Origin of the sequence: Novosphingobium taihuense, assembly GCF_007830315.1 — a bacterium.
GTDB classification, from domain to species: domain Bacteria; phylum Pseudomonadota; class Alphaproteobacteria; order Sphingomonadales; family Sphingomonadaceae; genus Novosphingobium; species Novosphingobium taihuense.
Genome location: NZ_VLKJ01000002.1, coordinates 151556 through 169495 on the forward strand (window position 1 = coordinate 151556; position 17940 = coordinate 169495).

A 17940-nucleotide genomic window follows, 5' to 3' on the forward strand; every position below is an offset into this window, starting at 1 on the left:
ATCAGGTGTGACGGCGGATCAGATCCTGCACAAAGGCCACGCGCCACCCGAAATAGGCCTCGTCAAAGCCAGAAAAGTGCTCGGATTCCGCGGCTTCCTGCTGATAGAAAGCTGTCATGACGACGTTCTGGACCACCCTTGCAGCGACGAGCCGGGGCAGGATCTCGCGCTCGCCTGCGGCAAGTGGAGCAATGCATTCGTAGCCGGAAAGGAAGGCTTCGATCATCGCCCCGGCACTATCTCGATCAGCCATCTGGCCGATCATGCCGACGGCGATATCGCACACCCGCGCCGTGTGAACCGAGTCGCCAAAATCGATGATTCCTGCGATTCGATCATGATTTTGGATAGCAACGATAACATTCCGGGCATTGAGATCGTTGTGCACGAACTGGCGCGGCAGCGCATCAAGGGCTGGCGCCACGTCGCTGGCGAAGCGATCGATGAACGGCAGCACGAATTCGGCAAAGGGCACGCGGCGAAGATCCGCTGCGATTGCCGCAAGATCCGAGAGGCGGCGCAGGTCCCAGATCAGCCGCCGATGCATGGCGGGATGGGAAAAATCGCGCAAAGCGTGGCCAAGCTGTGCCGCCAGCGCCCCACAGGCCTGCGCCTGCGTGATGCTCCGCCGTACCTCCATCAATGGGGTGCCGGGCAGGAAGGTGTAAAGCACCGCCAACCGTCCGCCGTCCAGCATGACGAACGGCGTGGCAGGCGGGGCCGCTACCAGACGCGGAACCGGCAGTCTGGGCGCACGATCCTGAAGATGGCGCAGAACTGCGCAGAGCATGTCCGCCTCATCCTCTGGCGTTCCGGGCCCAAACACCTTCAGCACGAGCTGGCCCTGTGCCGACTGGACACGGAAATTCTCGTCACGCTCTGCGGTCAGTGGCGTGATCTTGCCGGACAGGCCGAAATGCTGCCCGAGAATCCGGGCAGCACCTTCGGTTCCAAAGATCACGGCTTCAGCCGACACGATCGACAAGCCGCAGCTTGGCCATCTGGATTGCCGTGTGTTCGCGCTGGAGCACCGGGTGCGTGCGCAGGACCACAATGTTGCGCAGGAAGCGGCCGATCGGCATGCCGTGTTTGGCCGATGCCGTCGTGCCCGCCGTGCGATAGATCAGATCGATCGCCTGCCACGAAAGTTCGACGCAGCGCTGGGCAACCATCGTCAACTGCAGCCCTTTTGCGGTGTCGAACGACGTGCCTTTATTGCGGGCTGCTTCGGCAAAGGCCATGTAATCCTCGCCCGATTTCACCATTGCGGCTTCGGCCGTCAGCACCAGCGACAGTGCCTCGCCATAATATTGCTGGGCCACGGGATCGTGGCAGCGTTCAAGGAACGGAGGAGCCATGGACTTCTTGGTCAGCAGCAGCTCTTCGTAAATGTCCAGCGCGCCCCGCGCCGCCCCCACCGCCACGGCCGCCGTCTCGCCAATCAGGAATGGGCCGATGAGCCCCGAATACATCGGGTTTTCGTGCATTGGCACGTGGGCATCAAGCGGTTCGGCTCCGCGCGCCATGCCGCCCACGGCCAGCGCGCGATGATCGGGCACGAACAGGTCGGTCACGGTCACCCGCTTCGATCCCGTGCCGCGCATTCCCATCACGAACCAATCGTCCTCGATCGAACAGTCCGCAATATCGACAAGGAGTTGCACCAGGGTTCCACCCTCGTCGCCATCCACCCGGGCAAGCCCCATGAAATGCGTGCCAAGATCACAGCCCGAAGCCGAAACCCAGCTGTGGGTGATGCGGTAGCCGCCGGGTTCGCGCGTGGCAGTGCCCAGCGGGGTGAGCGCGCCGGGGCAGCGCACATCACCCTGCGCACCATAGATTTCCACCTGTGTTTCGGCCGGATAGCGTGACAGCAGCAGAGGGTGACCGCCGACCAGTGAGGTAACCCAGCCGGTTTCGCTGCAACCGCGCGCAATCTCCATGATCACGCGGTAGAACGTTGCGATATCGAATTCATAGCCGCCAAAATGGCGCGGCTGCACGATGCGGAAGAAGCCGCCTTCGATCAGCGCATCCGCAACCTGCCGAGGCACGCGGCCGCCACCTTCGCATTCGGCCTGCGATGCGCGCAGCAAGGGGCGCAAGCCACGGGCACGATCCAGCAGACGCTCAGGCGTCAGGCCCGGTTCGGGCTGTGGAAGAGGCTTCATCCGTGCACTGGCTTCGGATGCAAGACTGGCCATGAAAACTGTCCTTCGTGAAATATTTCAGGTGCTTACCGCAGATCAGACGAGCGGCGGCGGAGCGCGGAAGCAGCAGTCAAGCTCTGCCTCGAGCAGCGCGGCAAGGCGCACGGTCGTGCGATCTTCCATGAACGGACCGATCAGCTGCAGCCCCAGAGGAAGCTCTCCGGCCTTTCGCGGCACAGGCACGACAGTTGCCGGCAGATCGGCAACCGTCGCAAGGCTTGGCCACGACAGTTGCGAAAGATAGACATGGCTTTCACCATCCACCAGCCTGCGCCGATGCAGTTGCGCAGCGATGCCTTCGCCCGACAGATCATGTTCGAATGCCGTGGTCGGGAATACCGGGCAGACGATTGCGTCCCACGATTGGAAGAACGTGGCCCATGCCGCCTTGAGCGCCGCACGCGCATCGCGCAGCGCCTGCCATGATGGACCGCTGCCATTGGCGCATTGTTCCAGCACATCGGCGTACCACAATGCATCGTGGCCCAATTCTGCCCGCTCCGCTTCGTCGATGCGGAAGGGCTGGCCGCCCAGCACGATGGAGAACAGGCTCCTGACATATGTTTCAAGCGACGACATCGCATCGAATGGCGGGCGGGCCGTGGTCGATACTTTCGCCCCCCGGGCCGAGAGCGCCTGCGCCAGATCATCCATCGCGGCGATCGTCTCGGCGCTTGCCGCATAGGGCAGGTCCCCCGTCCACAGGGCGATGCGGAAATCGGCAAGGCGTTCGTGCCGGCTTGGCGGAGCGTGGGTGCCTGCGCGGGTCAGCGCATCAAGGCCAAGTTCCAGATCGGCTGCGTTGCGCGCCATCGGCCCAGCCACCGAGAGTTCCGGCTCCACTTTCACTTCGGGCATGGGTGGAACATGGCCAAGCGTGGGGATCAGCCCGAAGCTACCCTTGTGGCCGAACAGGCCGCACATGTGCGCAGGGATGCGGATTGAGCCGCCGATGTCGCTGCCAAGTTCCAGCGGAGTGAGACCGGTGGCAAGCGCTGCAGCGGCCCCGCCCGATGATCCTCCGACCGTTCGAGAGAGATCCCAGGGGTTGCGGGTGAGGCCATAGATCGGATTGGCGGTCTGGTGGTCGGCCCCGCCGATCGGCACGTTGGTCTTGCCGAAGATTACCGCGCCTTCGCCGCGCAGGCGGGCAACGGGCCGGGAATCCTCGGCCGAGACGTTGTCGGCAAGGAACGGCAGGCCCACCGTGGTGCGCATGCCCGCCATGCCCCAGGTTTCCTTGACCGTCATCGGCAACCCGCCGAGCAGGCCATGTTCCTCCCCTGCGCCGCGCGCATCGAAACGGCGCGCAGCGGTTCGGGCGCGGTCGATATCGAGCGTGACAACCGCATTTATCGCGGGATTGAGCCGCTCCACACGGGCGAGGTGCTGATCGAGAAGCTCCTCGGCGCCGATCTTTCGCCCACGGAGCATGGCAACGAGGTCTGTCGCCCGAGCCATTGCCAGATCGCTGTCCAGAACCTCGGCCATATCAAGACGCCACCGCGAAAGTCGTGCGGCCGACAGCGTGTGCCGCATCTTCCATCTGGAGCACCGCATGCGTGCGCAGGACGTTGAAATTGCGCAGGATCCGCGTCAACGGATGGCCTTCACGCGCGGCCGTGGATGTTCCGCCCGCGTGGAAGATCAGCTGGAATGCTTCCCAGCCCAGCTGGACCGATTGCACCGCGATGGAGCGCAGGCGCAAAGCGCGCATCTGATCGAACGGGACCCTGCTTGCCTGCCATTCCTGCGCATAATCCATGAATTCGTGCCCGGCCTGCACCAGTGCCGCTTCAGCGGTGGAGACGAGCCGGAACGCCGTGCCATAATTGCGCTGGTGGATCGGGTCGGTGCCCTTTTCATGATAGGGGGGATAGGCCGACTTCTTCGTGCGCAGGATCTCTTCGTAGTGATCGAGTGCGGCCCTCGCCGTGCCAACGGCCACGCAGGCCGTCTGGCTGATGAGGAAGGGAGAGATCGAAGCCGAATACATCGGGTTGTCGCTGGTGGTGCAGGCAAGATCGAGCGGTTCGGCCCCACGCATCATGCCGTGGCAGCGCATCACGCGATGTTCAGGCACGAAGAGATCGTTGACGACGACGCGCTTCGATCCGGTTCCGCGCATGCCGATCACGTTCCAGTCATCGACAATCTGGAAATCCTTGCGATCGATCAGGATCTGCGCTGGCTGCGGGCCATCCGGTGCCTCGATCATCACCAGCGGCATGAAGTGGGTGGAGATATCGCAGCCCGATCCATTCTGCCAGGCGGCGGTCACGCGGTAGCCGCCGTCGACGGGTACGGCCTTTCCGGGAGGGGCGAACGAGCCCGAGGCCCGGAATTCGCCTGTGGTGCCATAAGCCTCTGCCTGGGCCTGTTCGGGAAACCGTGCGAGAACCATGGGCTGACCGGATACGAGCGCCATGACCCAGCCGACATCGGTGCTGCCGCGGGCCAGTTCCATCATCACCTTGTAGAAGGTTGGCACATCGCATTCGAGCCCGCCGAAGCTGCGCGGCTGGACAATGCGGAAGAAACCTGCCCCGTCCAGTTCCTCCATCAGGTCCTGCGGCAGGCGGCCCTGACGCTCGGCTTCTGCCTCCATCGCGCGCAGGCGTGGCCGGAAGGCGCGCGCGCGCTCCAGCAGTGCATGCGGCGTGATTGCAGCAAGTTCGCCCTTCACAGGCACAGGCTGATGATCTGCGGAAAGCGCAGCGGATGCCATCGATCTTTCTCCCGCCAGCGTGCCCTGACGGCACGTTATCACTGGTAACGAATCGCTTGTTATCAGTGATAACGCCGCGCGGTCAAGCCGTGATCTCGAGGCGCCGCGAGGGTGCGCGCAAGGACCGGGCAAAGGCGGAAGGAGAAGGGACGCCGATCAGGCCGGGTCAGCTAAGGTCAGGTCTGGTCGCTCATGCAGGCTCCCGGCGTGCCGAGCGCCATCCGCACCAGTTCCGCCTGCCGCGAGGCGCCGGTCTTTGCCATCAGCGCCTTCAGTTGCGAGCGCGCGGTGTGGATCGAAACATCGCGCAGGGCGGCAAATTCGCCCAGATCCCCGCCCAGGGCCAGATGGCGCAGCAGCAGCGCCTCGGCATGGCTGATGCCAAAGCTGCGGGCCAGGTCTTCGGCGTGGACCGCAGGCGGATCTTCCGGATCGGCAAGGGCAAGCACCCAGCCGGGGCTGCCCGTCGTTCCAACCGGCGCCTTTGCGCAGTCAAGCGAGAGGAGCAACGCATCGCCTGCCTGCGCCATGCCCAACGGCATTGCGCAGACCTGCAGTTCCTGCGCGCCGCCCTGCCAACGCAGGACCCGCTCTCCCGAAACCACGCGCGCCATCAGCGATCGCGGCAAGGTCGCACCCGGACGGAAACGTGACGACTGGCAGGTTTCGCTGGCCTTGCCCAGCAACCTCACCGCGCTGGAATTGATCGAGGTTATGCGGCCAGCGCCATCGCATGTCAGGATGGCGTGGCGCAGATGATCCAGCGCACCCAGCAGGTGGCCCTGCCCCTGCCGCAGTTCCTGCATCCGCAACACGTGGCCAACCGCTTCGCGCACATGGGGCATGAGATCTATCAGGAAATCCCGGCTTTCGGGATCGAGCGGGCCACCTTCGATGCGGCCATGCAGTGCCACGCCAACCTCGTGCCGGCCATCGAGCGTGATCCTTGCTGCAAGGAACTGCCCCATGCCGAACGAACGCAGCTGTTCCTGCCATCGGCGCACTTCGGGCTGGAAGCTGTCCGGCAGATAGTGATCTTCCAGCACGCTGGGGCCGGACATCTCGGGATTGCAGTGCGCGACGGTGCGGGGATTGAGCTCGTCGAGAAGCGCCATCTGGTTGGCAGCCTGCGGCGTGTTGGAGCAGGAAGATTGCCAGCGATGGCGCAGACGCTCTGGCGTGCGTTCGAACAGGTGGAACGTGGCCGACATCGCGTTGGTCCGCAGGCGCACACTGTCAAGGGCGGCAGTCAACCGGCTGCGATCAATCGCGGCCCCATAGAAATCGGCCAGCAGTTCGGCTCGCACCATAACGCCCTCCCCCGGCAGTCGCCCCACATGGAGTCTTGCAGTTCAGGCAGACTGGATTGTTATCATCGGTAGCACCAATACGCCAAATGCACCCGGCGCCGCTTTAATTCCGATTCCGGACAATGCCGCACGAATTTCGTACACCGCCCTGGCCCGCCCATCCCGCAAATGGGCGATGCGCGCCGTCTACGGGCCATGCATCGTGCCCCGATCATAATGAAACCGGGGGAAATCACCGTGAGGAAATCAGGCTTTCGAAGCGCATTGATGTGTGCCGGGTGTGCTGTTGCCGTCGTCGCCACGCCGGCACAGGCGCAAGAGACGCAGGACGACAACGGTCTTGAAACGATCACAGTCGTGGCGCGAAAGCGCGCCGAGAACGTGCAGACGGTTCCGATCTCGATCACTGCGCTGACCGGCGAGACCCTGCAGGAGCGCGGCATCGCCCGCGTCAGCGATCTGGTCAGCTCGGTCCCCAACCTTTCGCAGGACGGCGGCGGATCGGTGATTGGCGCGATCGGCATCCGCGGCATCGTCTCGCAGACGCGCAACATCGGTTTCGACAGCGGTCTTGGCGTCTATGTCGATGGCGTTCTGGGCGTGCGTCCCAATTCGTTCGACCAGGAACTGCCCGATATCGCCACGCTGGAAGTGCTGCGCGGGCCGCAGGGCACGCTGTTTGGCCGCAATACCACTGCTGGCGCGATCAACATCACCACCCGCAAGCCCGATCTCGAGGCATTCCACGTTGAAGGCCGCGCGGCCTATGGCAATCTCGATCAGGCCGAGGGCAGCATCTACCTGACCGGGCCGCTGGCACCGGGCAAGCTGGGGCTCAAGATCGCCGGTTCCATCGCCACCCGCGATGGCTATATCCGCAATCTGCTTTCGGACGAGAAGCTGAACAACCTTGATCGCAAGTCGCTGCGCGGTGGGCTTCTGTTCAAGCCGACCGACGATGTTGACGTGGCGCTGGGCGGCAGCTGGCTCAAGCAGTCCGACCGGCTCCTGCTGGGCCAGATTGCCGACAACACGGTGGGCGGACTTGCCGGCCTGCCGGGCTTTTTCGCCGATCCCTATACCGTGGCGCAGGACGGTCAGAACCAGCAGGATCGCGAGATCTGGACGGCCAACCTCAACATCGATGTGCGCCTGGGCGATTACACGCTGACCTCGATCAGCGCCTATGGCGACAATACGTCGCGCCTGATCGTGGACAACGATGCGAGGCCGATCCCGCTTTCGACATCGGATTTCAAGGATGGCGCACGCCAGTTCACGCAGGAGCTGCGCCTGGCCTCGCCCGCAGGCGGCTCGTTCGATTACCTCGTCGGCCTCTACTACCTTTATCAGGACGCCGATGCAGATCGCTCGACCGTGGCGCTTGGCCCTCCCGGCCCCGGCGCGTTCTTCGGGTCCATTTCCAGCACCTCGGCGCTCAAGACCAACGCCTATGCCGTGTTCGTCAACGGCAACCTGCGACCGACCGACAGCGTGACGATCAGCGGCGGTCTGCGCTACAACATCGAAACCCGCGATCTGGATTTCGTGCAGACCAACACGTCGTTCGTGCCGCTGCCGAACCTGACCGCCCAGTTGCATCGCAAGGATGAAAACCTTTCGGGCAATGCGAGCGTGACCTGGCAGTTTGCCGAAAATGCGCGCGTCTATGCCAGCGTGGCGCGCGGCTTCAAGAGCGGCGGGTACAACCCCGATATCGTCGGCGATACGCAGATCAGCTTTGGCCCGGAAAACGCCTGGAGCTATGAAGCGGGGTTCAAGGCAGACCTGCTGGACCGCAAGCTGCGCGTGAACGCGGCAGCATTCTATACCGACTACAAGGACCTGCAGGTTTCGGCGCTGGTCGGCGCGGCTTTCCAGATCCGCAACGCGGCAGCCGCAAAGATCAAGGGCTTCGAACTGGAAGTGACCGCAAAGCCGGTGCGCGAACTCGAGCTGAACTTTGGCGCTGGCTATACCGACGCGACCTATGACGATTTCCCCGGCTGCGGCCCGGGCCTCAATTGCGCCGGCAACCGCCTGCCTTTCGTACCCAAGCTGTCACTGAGCGCAGGCGGACAGCTGACCTTGCCGGTGGGCGATGGCTCGCTCTCGCTCCGGTCCGACCTGTCCTATCGCAGCAGCGTGTTCTACGAAGCCAGCAATGCGCCTGACGGCCGCCTGCCGGGTTACGTGCTGGTCAACGGGCGGATCGGCTATACCTTTGCCGAAGACAAGGTGACCGTGGCGGTGTTCGGCCGCAACCTGTTCGACAAGCGCTATCGCGACTTCTCGTTCTACCTTGCCCCGTTCGACCAGCGGATGGACCGCTGGGCCGTGCCGCGCACCTATGGCGTGGAATTGAGCACCCGCTTCTGATCCCGTCCGGCCACTCCTGATCACGGGGGTGGCCGGACCCTTTTTGCAAGACACGAGATTCCAGATCATGCGCAAACCGCTTCGCCTCACGCTTCTGGCCACGTCGCTGCTGACGATTGCCGCACCGTCCACTGCCCAGTTCAAGGATGCCGTGGGCAATCAACCGCCGGTTCCGGCTGATGTGATCTATGTTCACGGCCATGTCTCTACCCCCGCCGGGTGGCAGGAGGCGATCGCGGTTTCGGGCAGCACGATCGTGGGAACCGGCAGCGAGGCGGATCTGGCCAAGCACCGGACGGCCACGACGAAGGTGATCGACCTTGAAGGACGCACGGTCCTTCCCGGCCTGATCGACATGCATGTCCATGCCGTGGATGCTGGGCTTCAGGCAAACAACTGCATCTTCCCGCAAGGCGCCGCGATGGCAACCGCCATTGCCACGGTCAAGGCCTGCGCGGCCAAGGCCAGGCCCGGAGCATGGATCGAAGGCGGGCAGTGGGATGGATCATCACTGGGCAAGGCAAAGCCGACGGCAAAACTGCTCGACGCGGTTGCTCCGGCAAACCCGGTGGTGCTGCACGATATCAGCCTGCACAGCGTGTGGGTCAATTCCGCCGCGCTCAAGGAAGCGGGGATCACCCGCGATACGCCGAACCCGGCAGGCGGCGTGATCGAGCGCGACGCCAAGGGCAATCCGACCGGCGTGCTGCGCGAAACCGCCGCCATCGCCCTGCTCAACAAGGTGCCCGCCCCCAGCGAGGAAGAGCGCATCGCCGCACTGGACCGCGCCACGCACGCCATGCTGGCGCAGGGCATCACAGCCTATGAAGAAGCGTTGATGGCTTCGGCCAATGCGAAGATCTATGCCGCGCTGGCCGACCGGGGCCGGCTGGTGCAGTACGTGCGCACCTGCATGTGGGACAACGATCAGGACCTGATCGCGCAGCGCCAGATCTATGCCCGCCCCCGGCTCGACCTCGGCTGCGTGAAGATGATCCTCGATGGCGTGCCGACCGATGCGCACACCGCCGCGATGCTTGAACCCTATGCCGATGCCGATCACGCGCTGGGGCCCGAAAGGCAGAAGGGCTCGCTGATCATCGATGCGCCCTCGATCATCGCAAGGATCACCCGGTATGACGCGGCGGGCCTGACCGTGAAGCTCCATGCCGCAGGCGATGCTTCGGTCCGGGCCGCGCTCGATGGCATTGCCGCGGCGCGCAAGGCAAATGGCGGCTATGGCCCGCACCACGAAATCGCCCACGCGAATTTCATCGCGCCCGAGGACGTGGCGCGGGCCGCGCAACTGGGCGCGACATACGAATTCTCGCCCTACCTGTGGTTCCCCAGCCCTCCGGTGCGCGACGTTGTCACCACCGTGGGGCCAAAGCGCATGGAGCGCTTCACGCCGGTGCGCGATGCGCTGGATGCAGGCGCGCGGGTATTGATGGGATCGGACTGGCCGGTGATCCCGTCCATGTCGCCATGGGTCGCCATCGAAACGCTGGTGACACGCCAGGCGCCGGGCGGATCGGCCGAAGTGCTTTCGCCCAGCCAGCGCGTTTCTGTGACCGATGCGGTGACGATGCTGACAACGAATGCGGCCAGGCAGCTTGGCATCGGACACATCACGGGATCGATCGAACCGGGCAAGCAGGCAGACTTCATCGTGATCGACCGCGACATCTTCGCCGTGGCCCCGACGCAGATCCACCAGACCCGCGTGCTGCGCACGGTGGTGGGCGGCAAGGAAGTCTACTCGGCACAGTAATCGCGGAACGGGTGCAAAAAAGGAGGCGCCGGGGGTGATCCCGGCGCCTCAGACATTTCCAGGGCTGGAATGAACTCAGACGAGCGCGTGGTAACGGCGGCCGAAATAGACGAGGCCGCCCTCACCCGTGCCCTTCAGTATCTCGCGCACTTCGCCCAGCACGACGCTGTGGGTCGATGCCTCGATCGTCATGGTGACGGCGCAGGCCAGCGTCAGTTGTGCAGCGCCAAGGCCGGGTACATCGACCGCGGTACGCACGAGATCCCCCGCAGAGGCGAAACGCTGGGCCATCGGCAGGTCCGCGTTGGAAAACAGGCGCGACAGGTCTTCCTGACCCGCCGCAAGCACGTTCACCGCGAAAACCCCGTTCTGCGCGAGAACATCGTGCATCCGCGAATTCCGGTTGATGCAGACCAGCAGCGAGGCCGGGCTATCCGACAGCGAACAGACCGCCGTGGCGGTCATCCCGTGACGTCCTGCCGGCCCATCGGTGGTAATGACGCTGACCGCCGCACCCAGCGATGCCATGGCATCGCGGAAGCTGGGCGACGGTGGCGTCGGTTCAGCGCATGAAGAGGCCACCGTTTGCATCCCAGACAGCTCCATTGGCAAAGGCCGCGTCCCTGCCGGCAAGGTGCACGGCGGTACGGGCGATGAATGCGGTATCCCCGAGCTGGCGCACGGGGATCGTTTCGACCAGCGCGGCAAGCTGGGCCGGCGGCACCAGTTCGTGCACCGCAGGGGAATCAAGCGGACCCGGCGCGATCGCCGTAACTGCGACGCCCGCAGGGCCAAGATCACGGGCAAAGACCTTGGTCAGCGTGATGATGCCCCCCTTGGACGCGGCATAGTGCGCGCCGGTGGCAGTGCCGCCGTTCTGCCCCGCGAGCGAGGCGATGTTGACGATGCGGCCATAGCCCGACGCCTTGAACAGGCGCCCGAACACCTGACAACCGATGAACGTGCCGCGCAGGTTCACCTCGACCACGGCGGAGAACTCGTCAGGATCGATCTCGAGCACGGGCCGCGCCCTGGTGACGACGGCGTTGTTGACCAGCGCCTCGACACTGCCCCAGCGCGCAAGCACGGCATCACGCGCGGCTTCGAACTGGGCAGCCTGACGCACGTCGAGCGCGAGGCCGAGCGCAGTTTCACCCGATGGATCAAGGCCTTGCGCAAGGGCCTGTGCAGCCTCGCCGTCGATGTCGGACACGGCTACGCGCCAACCCGCAGCGTGGAAGGCGCGCACCAGTGCCTCGCCCAGTCCCCGCGCGCCGCCAGTGATCAGGACGCTGTCAGCGGCCATCGCTCAAAGCTCCGGAATCACGAGCTCGCGGCCGATCCGCGCTTCGAAGCGCATGTAGCGCCACAGGCGATAGCCATCGATCTCGATCGTGCGTAGCAGGTTGCACGCGGCAACCACCGTATCGCGATCGGGCATGTCGGCCAGGATGTAGAACGTCCAGGGCCAGCCGGTGGGCGATGTGCCGACCATGGTCTCGTCATCGTCGATCGTGCCAAGGATGGTCACGCCCGGCAGATCGCGGATGCCCCGCAGCAACTGGCCAGTCGCCTGCCAGACCTTGCCGATCTCGGTCGAAGGCAGGTCGAAGAAGTTCTGCAGCACGGCTCCGCACAGCAGGACGCGCAAGGGGCGGCGGGGGGTATCGGTCATGGCAGCTCTCTTTTGCTGATCAGGGGAAACCGGGGGGCGGGGTCAGCCCGAAGAACACCTTGCCCGCGCTTTCGAACGTGCCATCGGCAAGGAACGCGTGCTGCGGCACGATCATCGCATCGTGCATGTAATGCGCCACGGGATGGCCTTCGAAGATGCCGGTTGTCCCGCTCATCCGATAGACCGCGCCTGCAACATCCGATCCGGCGCGCGCCGCGTGGCTGGCCCCAAGGCGCAGCAGTGCGATCTGCTTCGGCGTCAGATCGTCGCCACGCTGCAGGACGTCGAAGGCTTCCTCGGTCGTTTCGTAGAAGAAGGCACGGGCCGAACGCAGCGTGGCTTCGGCACGGGCGAGGTCCATCTGCACGTTGGGCCGGTTGGCCAGGGTCGGCGCGCCGGTGATCGAGGTTCGGCCAAGCGCGTAGTCCATCAATTCCTCGATCGCGGCACGGCCCACGCCCAGCGCGACCACCGCCAGAACCTGCGCGGCCAGGGCCATTGCCGGATAGCGGAAAAGCGCGCCTTCAAGGTTGGATTTGCTGCCACGAACGAAGGTCCACTCGCGCGGGACCATGACCTTGTCGACCACGACATCATGGCTGCCCGTGCCCTTGAGGCCGATCACGTTCCAGTTGCGCACGATCTGCGCCTTGTGCGCGGGCATCACGGCGACGAGCGGCAACCCGCCGGTCGAGGCATCGCCTTCAACCTTGATGCCGACGCCGATGTAGTCCGCACCCGTGCTGCCGCTGCCCCACGACCACCGCCCGCTGACCTCCAGCGCATCGCCGACCGGCGTTGCCGGTTGCGGCGGAAAAATCATGCCGGAGAAGACGACATCTGGCCCGTTCGCGTACATTTCCTGCAGCGAAGCCATCGGCAGCGAGCCGAGATAGGTAGCCGAAACGCCAAAGCTCGCCACCCAGCCTGCCGAGCCATCGGCCTGGGCGATGCGCTCGATCATGCGCAGGAACGTGGCCGGGGAAACCTCGTCCCCGCCAAGCGACCTTGCCACGCAGGCGCGATAGACGCCCGCCTGCTTCATCAGCTGGACGACGTCCTGGCTGATCTGCTGCTTTTCACCGAATTCGTCGCGGCGGGCGCGGCAGGCGGCAAGCAGCCGCGCCATCGGATCGGCGGCGGCTTCATCGGTTATCGGGCGGGTCTGCTCAAGGGGTGCAGTAGCCATCGGGTCCTCCCTCATCTTGTAACCCATCTGACCCCGGAAGCCGCGCAGGCGCTATGCAGATCGCGCAGCAACCGCGAGTGCCCAAACTACAGGACAGGCATCGTGACCGACTTGACCTCGGTATAGAGGTCGATGGCGCTGTGCCCCAGTTCGTGGCCATAGCCGGACATCTTCCAACCGCCGAACGGCACCGCCGGATCAAGGATGTTGTGCGCGTTGATCCACACGTTCCCGGCCTTCAGCCCGGCGGCAAAGCGGTTCGCGGCATGAAGATCGCCCGTCCACACGCTGGCCCCAAGGCCGAAGCAGGTGTCGTTGGCAAGGCGCAGCGCCTCTTCCTCGGTATCGAACGGCAGCGCGATCACCACCGGCCCGAACACTTCCTCGCGGAAGATCGTCATCTCGGGCGTTGCATCGGCGATGACGGTCGGGCGATAGAAGAAGCCATCGCCCTCCGGCGCGAAGCCGCCAGCGGCAAGGCGTGCGCCCTGGGCCAGCGCGCCTTCGACATAGCCGTTCACCCGGTCACGCTGGCGGGCCGAGATCAACGGCCCCATCTGCGCCTGCGCATCGGCAGGCGCCCCCAGCGTCATGCCGTTGGCTGCTGCGGCAAGGCCTTCGACCACTTGCGCATAGAGGCTGCGATGGATCAGCAGGCGCGATCCGGCCGTGCAGACCTGCCCGTGGTTGAAGAAGATCGCACCCGCTGCGCCTTCCACTGCCATCGGCACCGGGCAATCGGGCAGGACAACGACCGGGCTCTTGCCGCCCAGTTCCAGGCTGAGGCGCTTCATCGTGCCGGCGGCGCGGCGCTGGATATCCTGCCCGGCTGCGGTCGATCCGGTAAAGGCGATCTTGTCGACATCGGCATGCTCGACCAGCGCCACGCCCACTTCGCGCCCGCCGGTGACGATGTTCAGCACGCCTGCCGGAATGCCTGCCTCTGCCGCGAGGCGCGCAAGGTAGAGCGCGCTGAGCGGCGTGTCCTCGGCAGGCTTGAGCACAACGGTGCAGCCAGCAGCCATCGCCGGGGCAATCTTCCAGATCGCCATGACCAGCGGGAAATTCCACGGGATGATCTGGCCGACGACACCGACCGGTTCACGCACCGTGCGCGACGAGAACGTGACATCGGGAATGTAGGAGAACGAAGGGTTGATGGTGGTGCCTTCGATCTTGGTGGTCCAGCCTGCGGTGTAGCGCAGCGAATCCAGCGCGATCACCACGTCACCATGGCGCGCGGCGGGAAGGATCTTGCCGGTATCGGTCGCCTCGATCCGGGCGAGGATATCGGCGTCACGCTCGATCAGGTCAGCCAGGCGGTGCAGCAGGCGTTCGCGTGCCAGTGGCTTCATCCGTCGCCATTCGGGCGATTCAAAAGCCGCGCGGGCCGCGCTTACCGCGCGATCGACATCGTGGGCAGTGCCTTCGGCCACCATGCAAACGACCTTGCCCGTTGCCGGCTCGATCACATCGCGGCGTGCGCCGGCAATGGCCGGAACATCCTGCCCGCCGATCCACAGGCCGGGCGCGGAATCGATGAATGCTTGTGCGGCCGCCTTCGCATCGGTTGCTTCAAGAACTGCACTGGCCATAACACCGGACTCCCGCTTCTGGCCTGACGAGGCCCCTTGCTCTCCGGGCTAGGGCGCAACGGGCAGGCCCCGCTATCCGTATTGCGCAAGGGGTGTGCCGAAACGGAATGGGGCTGCATTCATGCATGGCGGCATTCCGGCAAGGCGCTTGACTCACCGCGGCAACGGGTGTGTCGTCGGATCGGAAATCTGAAACCTGCGGGCCTGGGAGAGAGCATGGCCACGCGGGACAACCATTTTGGAGCGTGGCCGTGCTTGCATCCCTTGCCCAAGCCAATGTGCCCGGCGTGTCGAGCCTGTGTTCGAACGACGCCGAAGTGGTGCACAACGCCCTGACCCGCCAGCTTTCGCGCCACAGCTTCGATTGCAGCCCGAGCGCACGGCTTGACGCCAGGGTCTACAGCGCCGAGATCGGCTCCATCCAGATCGTCGACCTGCAATATGGTGCGGACGTCTCTGTCTCGGCCGAGTTGGGGGACAGCCACGTGCTCGTCCACCTCGCTCTCGATGGCGAGACGACGATGTGGGCCAATCACGGCAAGGTCGTTCTGCGGCGTGACGAAATGCTCGTCTCCTCGCCCGGAACGCCGCTGCGCGTGCAGATGACGCCGCAGTGCAGGCATCTGGCCGTGCGCCTGCCGGTGGCGACCTGCACCGAGTATCTTGCGCGCGAACTGCACATCCCGGTCAATCGCCCGCTCGAATTCTACACCGGCCAATCCGGCACGCGCGAACTGCCGCTTGTGTGGCGCGGCATGGTGCAGCACTTGAGCGAACAGATGCGGCTTGGCCCCAGCATCATGGCCAGCCGCCGCCTGAAGCGGCAGTACGAGATGGTGCTGGCCGAGGTGCTGCTGGGCAATTACTGCAACAGTTATTCCGAACAGATCGCGCTGCACGGCAACGACATTTCACCGCGCCACGTACGCCGCGCGCGCGAGATCATCCACCAGTCGCTGGACGACAATATCTCGATCAATGCGCTGGCCGCGCAAGTGGGCGTTTCGGTGCGGTCCCTGCAGAACGGCTTCCGCGATTTCCTTGGGCTGACGCCGCTGGAATATGTCCGCCGCCACAGGCTCGAACGGCTCCATTCGGCCCTGATGAACGCCTGCGGTGAGACCAGCGTGACCGAACTGATGCTGGAATGCGGCATCGTGAACTTCGGCCGCTATGCCCAGTATTACCGCCAGCAGTACGGCTGCCTGCCATCGGAAACCCTGCGCCGCCGCGTCTGAGCGCGCTTCTCGGGATTGGGCTCTCGGGATTGGGCGAGTGGGCCGGGCGGCAAGCCCGGCCCTTTGCTGTTACAGCAGATAACCGATGCCGTGCAGCGGATCATCGCAGTTGATCAGCGTCACGACCTTGCGCGCCAGCTTCAGGCCATCGGCGGAAAGCGCGATGCGATAATCGACATCGGCGGCAAGCACGCGATGGCGCTCGTACTTGTACTCGACGATCACCTGCGCCGCCCGCAGATCGACGCTGGTCTCGCTCCGCGCGGTTTCGACAAAGCGCGATACCGTGCGCACCGTGCGCGCGGGCGGGGCGCTGCTCATCGAGAACCCGCTGAGCAGGCGCTTGACGCGCATCTCGCGCATTTCCGCATCGTCATACAGAACGTTGACCGCGTTGGCATGGTCGGTCACGCCGCGTTCCACGGGCACTATGTAAAGCCCGTCGGCGGACCACAGCTTCAGCCAGTCCTTGTAGGCAAGGCGATCGAGCAGGTCGGCCTCGGCCCAGACGAAGGCGGTGAGATCGGCGAGCGTCACGGCGGGGCGTTCAAGAGTCACAGCGCTCATTCCTCCATCATCCTCTTCCACATGCGATAGGCCGCGCGCATGCCAACCTCGCTGCTGACATCCCCGGCATCATGGCCAGGCTCGGCGGTTCCTTCGGGCGCGGGCACGCCCCGGTTGACGAGGATCGGCATCCCCTCGCCCGCACGGACGCCGCGCTGGACGCGCTCCCACCCTTCGGCATCGTCGGGCGTGCCGAAGCCCATCGGGCCCTGGAAGTGTTCGTGCAGGCGGATGCGGGCGCGGTTCGCCGGGCCGACGCTTTCACCGCCGTTCATGCCGATGGCAACGTGCGTGATCTCGGTCGTTTCCACGTCGATCGGGCGCAGCACGCGGAAGAACGCCATCGAACAGGCGACATTGGGGAACAGGTTCAGGTTGAACCCTGTCCCGCCCACGGCACGGACGAGGCGCCGCACGGTCATGTCATCATGGCCTTCGGCGGCAAGTTCTGCCGCCAGATCGGCAAAGCGATCGGGGATCGGCGCTTCGAGATCGGCTTCGAGATCGATCAGCGACGGGATCATCACCATCACCGAATGGCCATTGCCGAGATCCTCGACCCAGCCACCCTGCCCCAGAACGTCGAAAACGTTCTCGGTTTCCTCGTCCAGACTATCGAGGAAGGTCTTGTGAACGATGGGGAAGTGATAGGCGTCGGTGGTGTTTTCCAGCTGGATCTTCCAGTTGCCGGGAAAGCGGAAACTGTGCTGGCCGAGCACCTTCACGCCGAACCCGCCGCCCTGCTTCATGAACAGGTCCATCCACTTGCGTGCTGCACCCAGATGCTCTTCCAGTGGCGGGGCATCGGCATTGAACGTGGCAAAGATCATGCCCGCGTACTGTTCCACCCGCAGCGAGAACAGCGGATAGTCGGCCGGATCGAAGTTCTCGTCATAGCCCCAGCGGTGCGGCACCTTGCGCAGCGAACCATCGGGATCATAGGACCAGCCGTGATAGGGGCAGACGAATACGGACTGCTTGCCCTTCTTCTTCTCGCACACGCTGGCCGCACGGTGGCGGCAGCGGTTCAGCAGGACGTGGACCTCGCCCTTCTTGTCGCGCGTGATCAGGACCGGGCTGGTGCCGACATTGCCGGTCTTGAACGTGTTCGGGCCGGGCAGTTCGCTTTCGTGCGCTACCCAGACCCAGGTCTGCTTGAAGATGCGGTCCATTTCCGCATCGAACAGGGCGGGGTCACGATAGATCGCGCCATCGGCACGATCACCCTCGAACAGCGCGCCCCAGGGCCGCTCTGCTACGGCATCCTCGCTGTGCATC

At 64.6% G+C, this 17940-nt stretch carries 15 protein-coding genes; 3 read left to right on the forward strand and 12 right to left on the reverse strand.

What is annotated here, in order from left to right; genetic code table 11:
- Position 1 precedes the first annotated feature (1 nt).
- From IQ25_RS05695 to IQ25_RS05715, 5 genes are all read right to left on the reverse strand, one after another.
- The gene (locus IQ25_RS05695) at positions 2–976 is read right to left on the reverse strand and encodes a phosphotransferase (protein WP_158637673.1); all 975 of its coding nucleotides are present in this window, start codon (positions 974–976) and stop codon (positions 2–4) included.
- Positions 966–2204 (reverse strand): acyl-CoA dehydrogenase family protein, encoded by a 1239-nt coding sequence (locus tag IQ25_RS05700; RefSeq protein WP_144903585.1) that lies wholly within the window; start codon positions 2202–2204, stop codon positions 966–968. The genes IQ25_RS05695 and IQ25_RS05700 overlap by 11 nt, the downstream gene beginning before the upstream one ends.
- Positions 2205–2246: 42 nt before the next feature.
- Positions 2247–3701: an amidase family protein gene (locus IQ25_RS05705; RefSeq protein ID WP_158637674.1), complete on the reverse strand. Its 1455-nt coding sequence runs from the start codon at positions 3699–3701 to the stop codon at positions 2247–2249.
- A gap of 1 nt (position 3702) precedes the next feature.
- Positions 3703–4938: an acyl-CoA dehydrogenase family protein gene (locus tag IQ25_RS05710; RefSeq protein WP_144903590.1), complete on the reverse strand. Its 1236-nt coding sequence runs from the start codon at positions 4936–4938 to the stop codon at positions 3703–3705.
- Between the two features lie 176 nt (positions 4939–5114).
- Positions 5115–6248: a helix-turn-helix transcriptional regulator gene (locus tag IQ25_RS05715; protein ID WP_144903593.1), complete on the reverse strand. Its 1134-nt coding sequence runs from the start codon at positions 6246–6248 to the stop codon at positions 5115–5117.
- A gap of 267 nt (positions 6249–6515) precedes the next feature.
- Between IQ25_RS05715 and IQ25_RS05720 the strand changes: the two genes are divergently transcribed.
- Both IQ25_RS05720 and IQ25_RS05725 read left to right on the forward strand, forming a co-directional pair.
- The gene (locus IQ25_RS05720; protein ID WP_158637675.1) at positions 6516–8627 is read left to right on the forward strand and encodes a TonB-dependent receptor; all 2112 of its coding nucleotides are present in this window, start codon (positions 6516–6518) and stop codon (positions 8625–8627) included.
- A gap of 67 nt (positions 8628–8694) precedes the next feature.
- Entirely contained in the window at positions 8695–10398 is a 1704-nt protein-coding gene (locus IQ25_RS05725; RefSeq protein WP_144903597.1) for an amidohydrolase, read from the forward strand.
- A gap of 75 nt (positions 10399–10473) precedes the next feature.
- On the opposite strand, the gene IQ25_RS05730 is transcribed toward IQ25_RS05725, so the two are convergent.
- The 5 genes from IQ25_RS05730 to IQ25_RS05750 form a co-directional block, all read right to left on the reverse strand.
- Positions 10474–10989 carry a flavin reductase family protein gene (locus tag IQ25_RS05730; protein ID WP_206066029.1) on the reverse strand — a complete coding sequence of 172 codons (516 nt, stop codon included), beginning with the start codon at positions 10987–10989 and terminating at the stop codon, positions 10474–10476.
- On the reverse strand, positions 10961–11704 hold the full coding sequence (locus IQ25_RS05735) for an SDR family NAD(P)-dependent oxidoreductase (RefSeq protein WP_144903600.1): 744 nt from the start codon (positions 11702–11704) through the stop codon (positions 10961–10963). The genes IQ25_RS05730 and IQ25_RS05735 overlap by 29 nt, the downstream gene beginning before the upstream one ends.
- Positions 11705–11707: 3 nt before the next feature.
- Positions 11708–12073, reverse strand: a complete 366-nt coding sequence (locus IQ25_RS05740; protein ID WP_144903603.1) for a hypothetical protein — start codon at positions 12071–12073, stop codon at positions 11708–11710.
- A 19-nt stretch (positions 12074–12092) separates the two neighbouring features.
- On the reverse strand, positions 12093–13262 hold the full coding sequence (locus IQ25_RS05745) for an acyl-CoA dehydrogenase family protein (protein ID WP_144903605.1): 1170 nt from the start codon (positions 13260–13262) through the stop codon (positions 12093–12095).
- An 86-nt stretch (positions 13263–13348) separates the two neighbouring features.
- Entirely contained in the window at positions 13349–14857 is a 1509-nt protein-coding gene (locus IQ25_RS05750; RefSeq protein ID WP_144903608.1) for an aldehyde dehydrogenase family protein, read from the reverse strand.
- 251 nt (positions 14858–15108) lie between these two features.
- Between IQ25_RS05750 and IQ25_RS05755 the strand changes: the two genes are divergently transcribed.
- On the forward strand, positions 15109–16095 hold the full coding sequence (locus IQ25_RS05755; protein ID WP_144903610.1) for an AraC family transcriptional regulator: 987 nt from the start codon (positions 15109–15111) through the stop codon (positions 16093–16095).
- A gap of 69 nt (positions 16096–16164) precedes the next feature.
- Here IQ25_RS05755 and IQ25_RS05760 read toward each other — a convergent pair whose 3' ends face one another.
- Together IQ25_RS05760 and IQ25_RS05765 are read right to left on the reverse strand one after the other, a co-directional pair.
- Entirely contained in the window at positions 16165–16662 is a 498-nt protein-coding gene (locus IQ25_RS05760) for an aromatic-ring-hydroxylating dioxygenase subunit beta (protein WP_144903613.1), read from the reverse strand.
- Positions 16659–17939, reverse strand: coding sequence for an aromatic ring-hydroxylating oxygenase subunit alpha (locus IQ25_RS05765; RefSeq protein WP_144903616.1), 1281 nt, complete (start codon positions 17937–17939; stop codon positions 16659–16661). The genes IQ25_RS05760 and IQ25_RS05765 overlap by 4 nt, the downstream gene beginning before the upstream one ends.
- Position 17940: the final 1 nt, after the last annotated feature.

Coding starts and splice junctions, on each gene's coding strand:
- IQ25_RS05700 (WP_144903585.1), bottom strand. CDS start 2,204: ATGGCCAGTCTTGCATCCGAAGCCAGTGCACGGATGAAGCCTCTTCCA.
- IQ25_RS05705 (WP_158637674.1), bottom strand. CDS start 3,701: ATGGCCGAGGTTCTGGACAGCGATCTGGCAATGGCTCGGGCGACAGAC.
- IQ25_RS05710 (WP_144903590.1), bottom strand. CDS start 4,938: ATGGCATCCGCTGCGCTTTCCGCAGATCATCAGCCTGTGCCTGTGAAG.
- IQ25_RS05715 (WP_144903593.1), bottom strand. CDS start 6,248: ATGGTGCGAGCCGAACTGCTGGCCGATTTCTATGGGGCCGCGATTGAT.
- IQ25_RS05720 (WP_158637675.1), top strand. CDS start 6,516: ATGTGTGCCGGGTGTGCTGTTGCCGTCGTCGCCACGCCGGCACAGGCG.
- IQ25_RS05725 (WP_144903597.1), top strand. CDS start 8,695: ATGCGCAAACCGCTTCGCCTCACGCTTCTGGCCACGTCGCTGCTGACG.
- IQ25_RS05730 (WP_206066029.1), bottom strand. CDS start 10,989: ATGCAAACGGTGGCCTCTTCATGCGCTGAACCGACGCCACCGTCGCCC.
- IQ25_RS05735 (WP_144903600.1), bottom strand. CDS start 11,704: ATGGCCGCTGACAGCGTCCTGATCACTGGCGGCGCGCGGGGACTGGGC.
- IQ25_RS05740 (WP_144903603.1), bottom strand. CDS start 12,073: ATGACCGATACCCCCCGCCGCCCCTTGCGCGTCCTGCTGTGCGGAGCC.
- IQ25_RS05745 (WP_144903605.1), bottom strand. CDS start 13,262: ATGGCTACTGCACCCCTTGAGCAGACCCGCCCGATAACCGATGAAGCC.
- IQ25_RS05750 (WP_144903608.1), bottom strand. CDS start 14,857: ATGGCCAGTGCAGTTCTTGAAGCAACCGATGCGAAGGCGGCCGCACAA.
- IQ25_RS05760 (WP_144903613.1), bottom strand. CDS start 16,662: ATGAGCGCTGTGACTCTTGAACGCCCCGCCGTGACGCTCGCCGATCTC.
- IQ25_RS05765 (WP_144903616.1), bottom strand. CDS start 17,939: ATGCACAGCGAGGATGCCGTAGCAGAGCGGCCCTGGGGCGCGCTGTTC.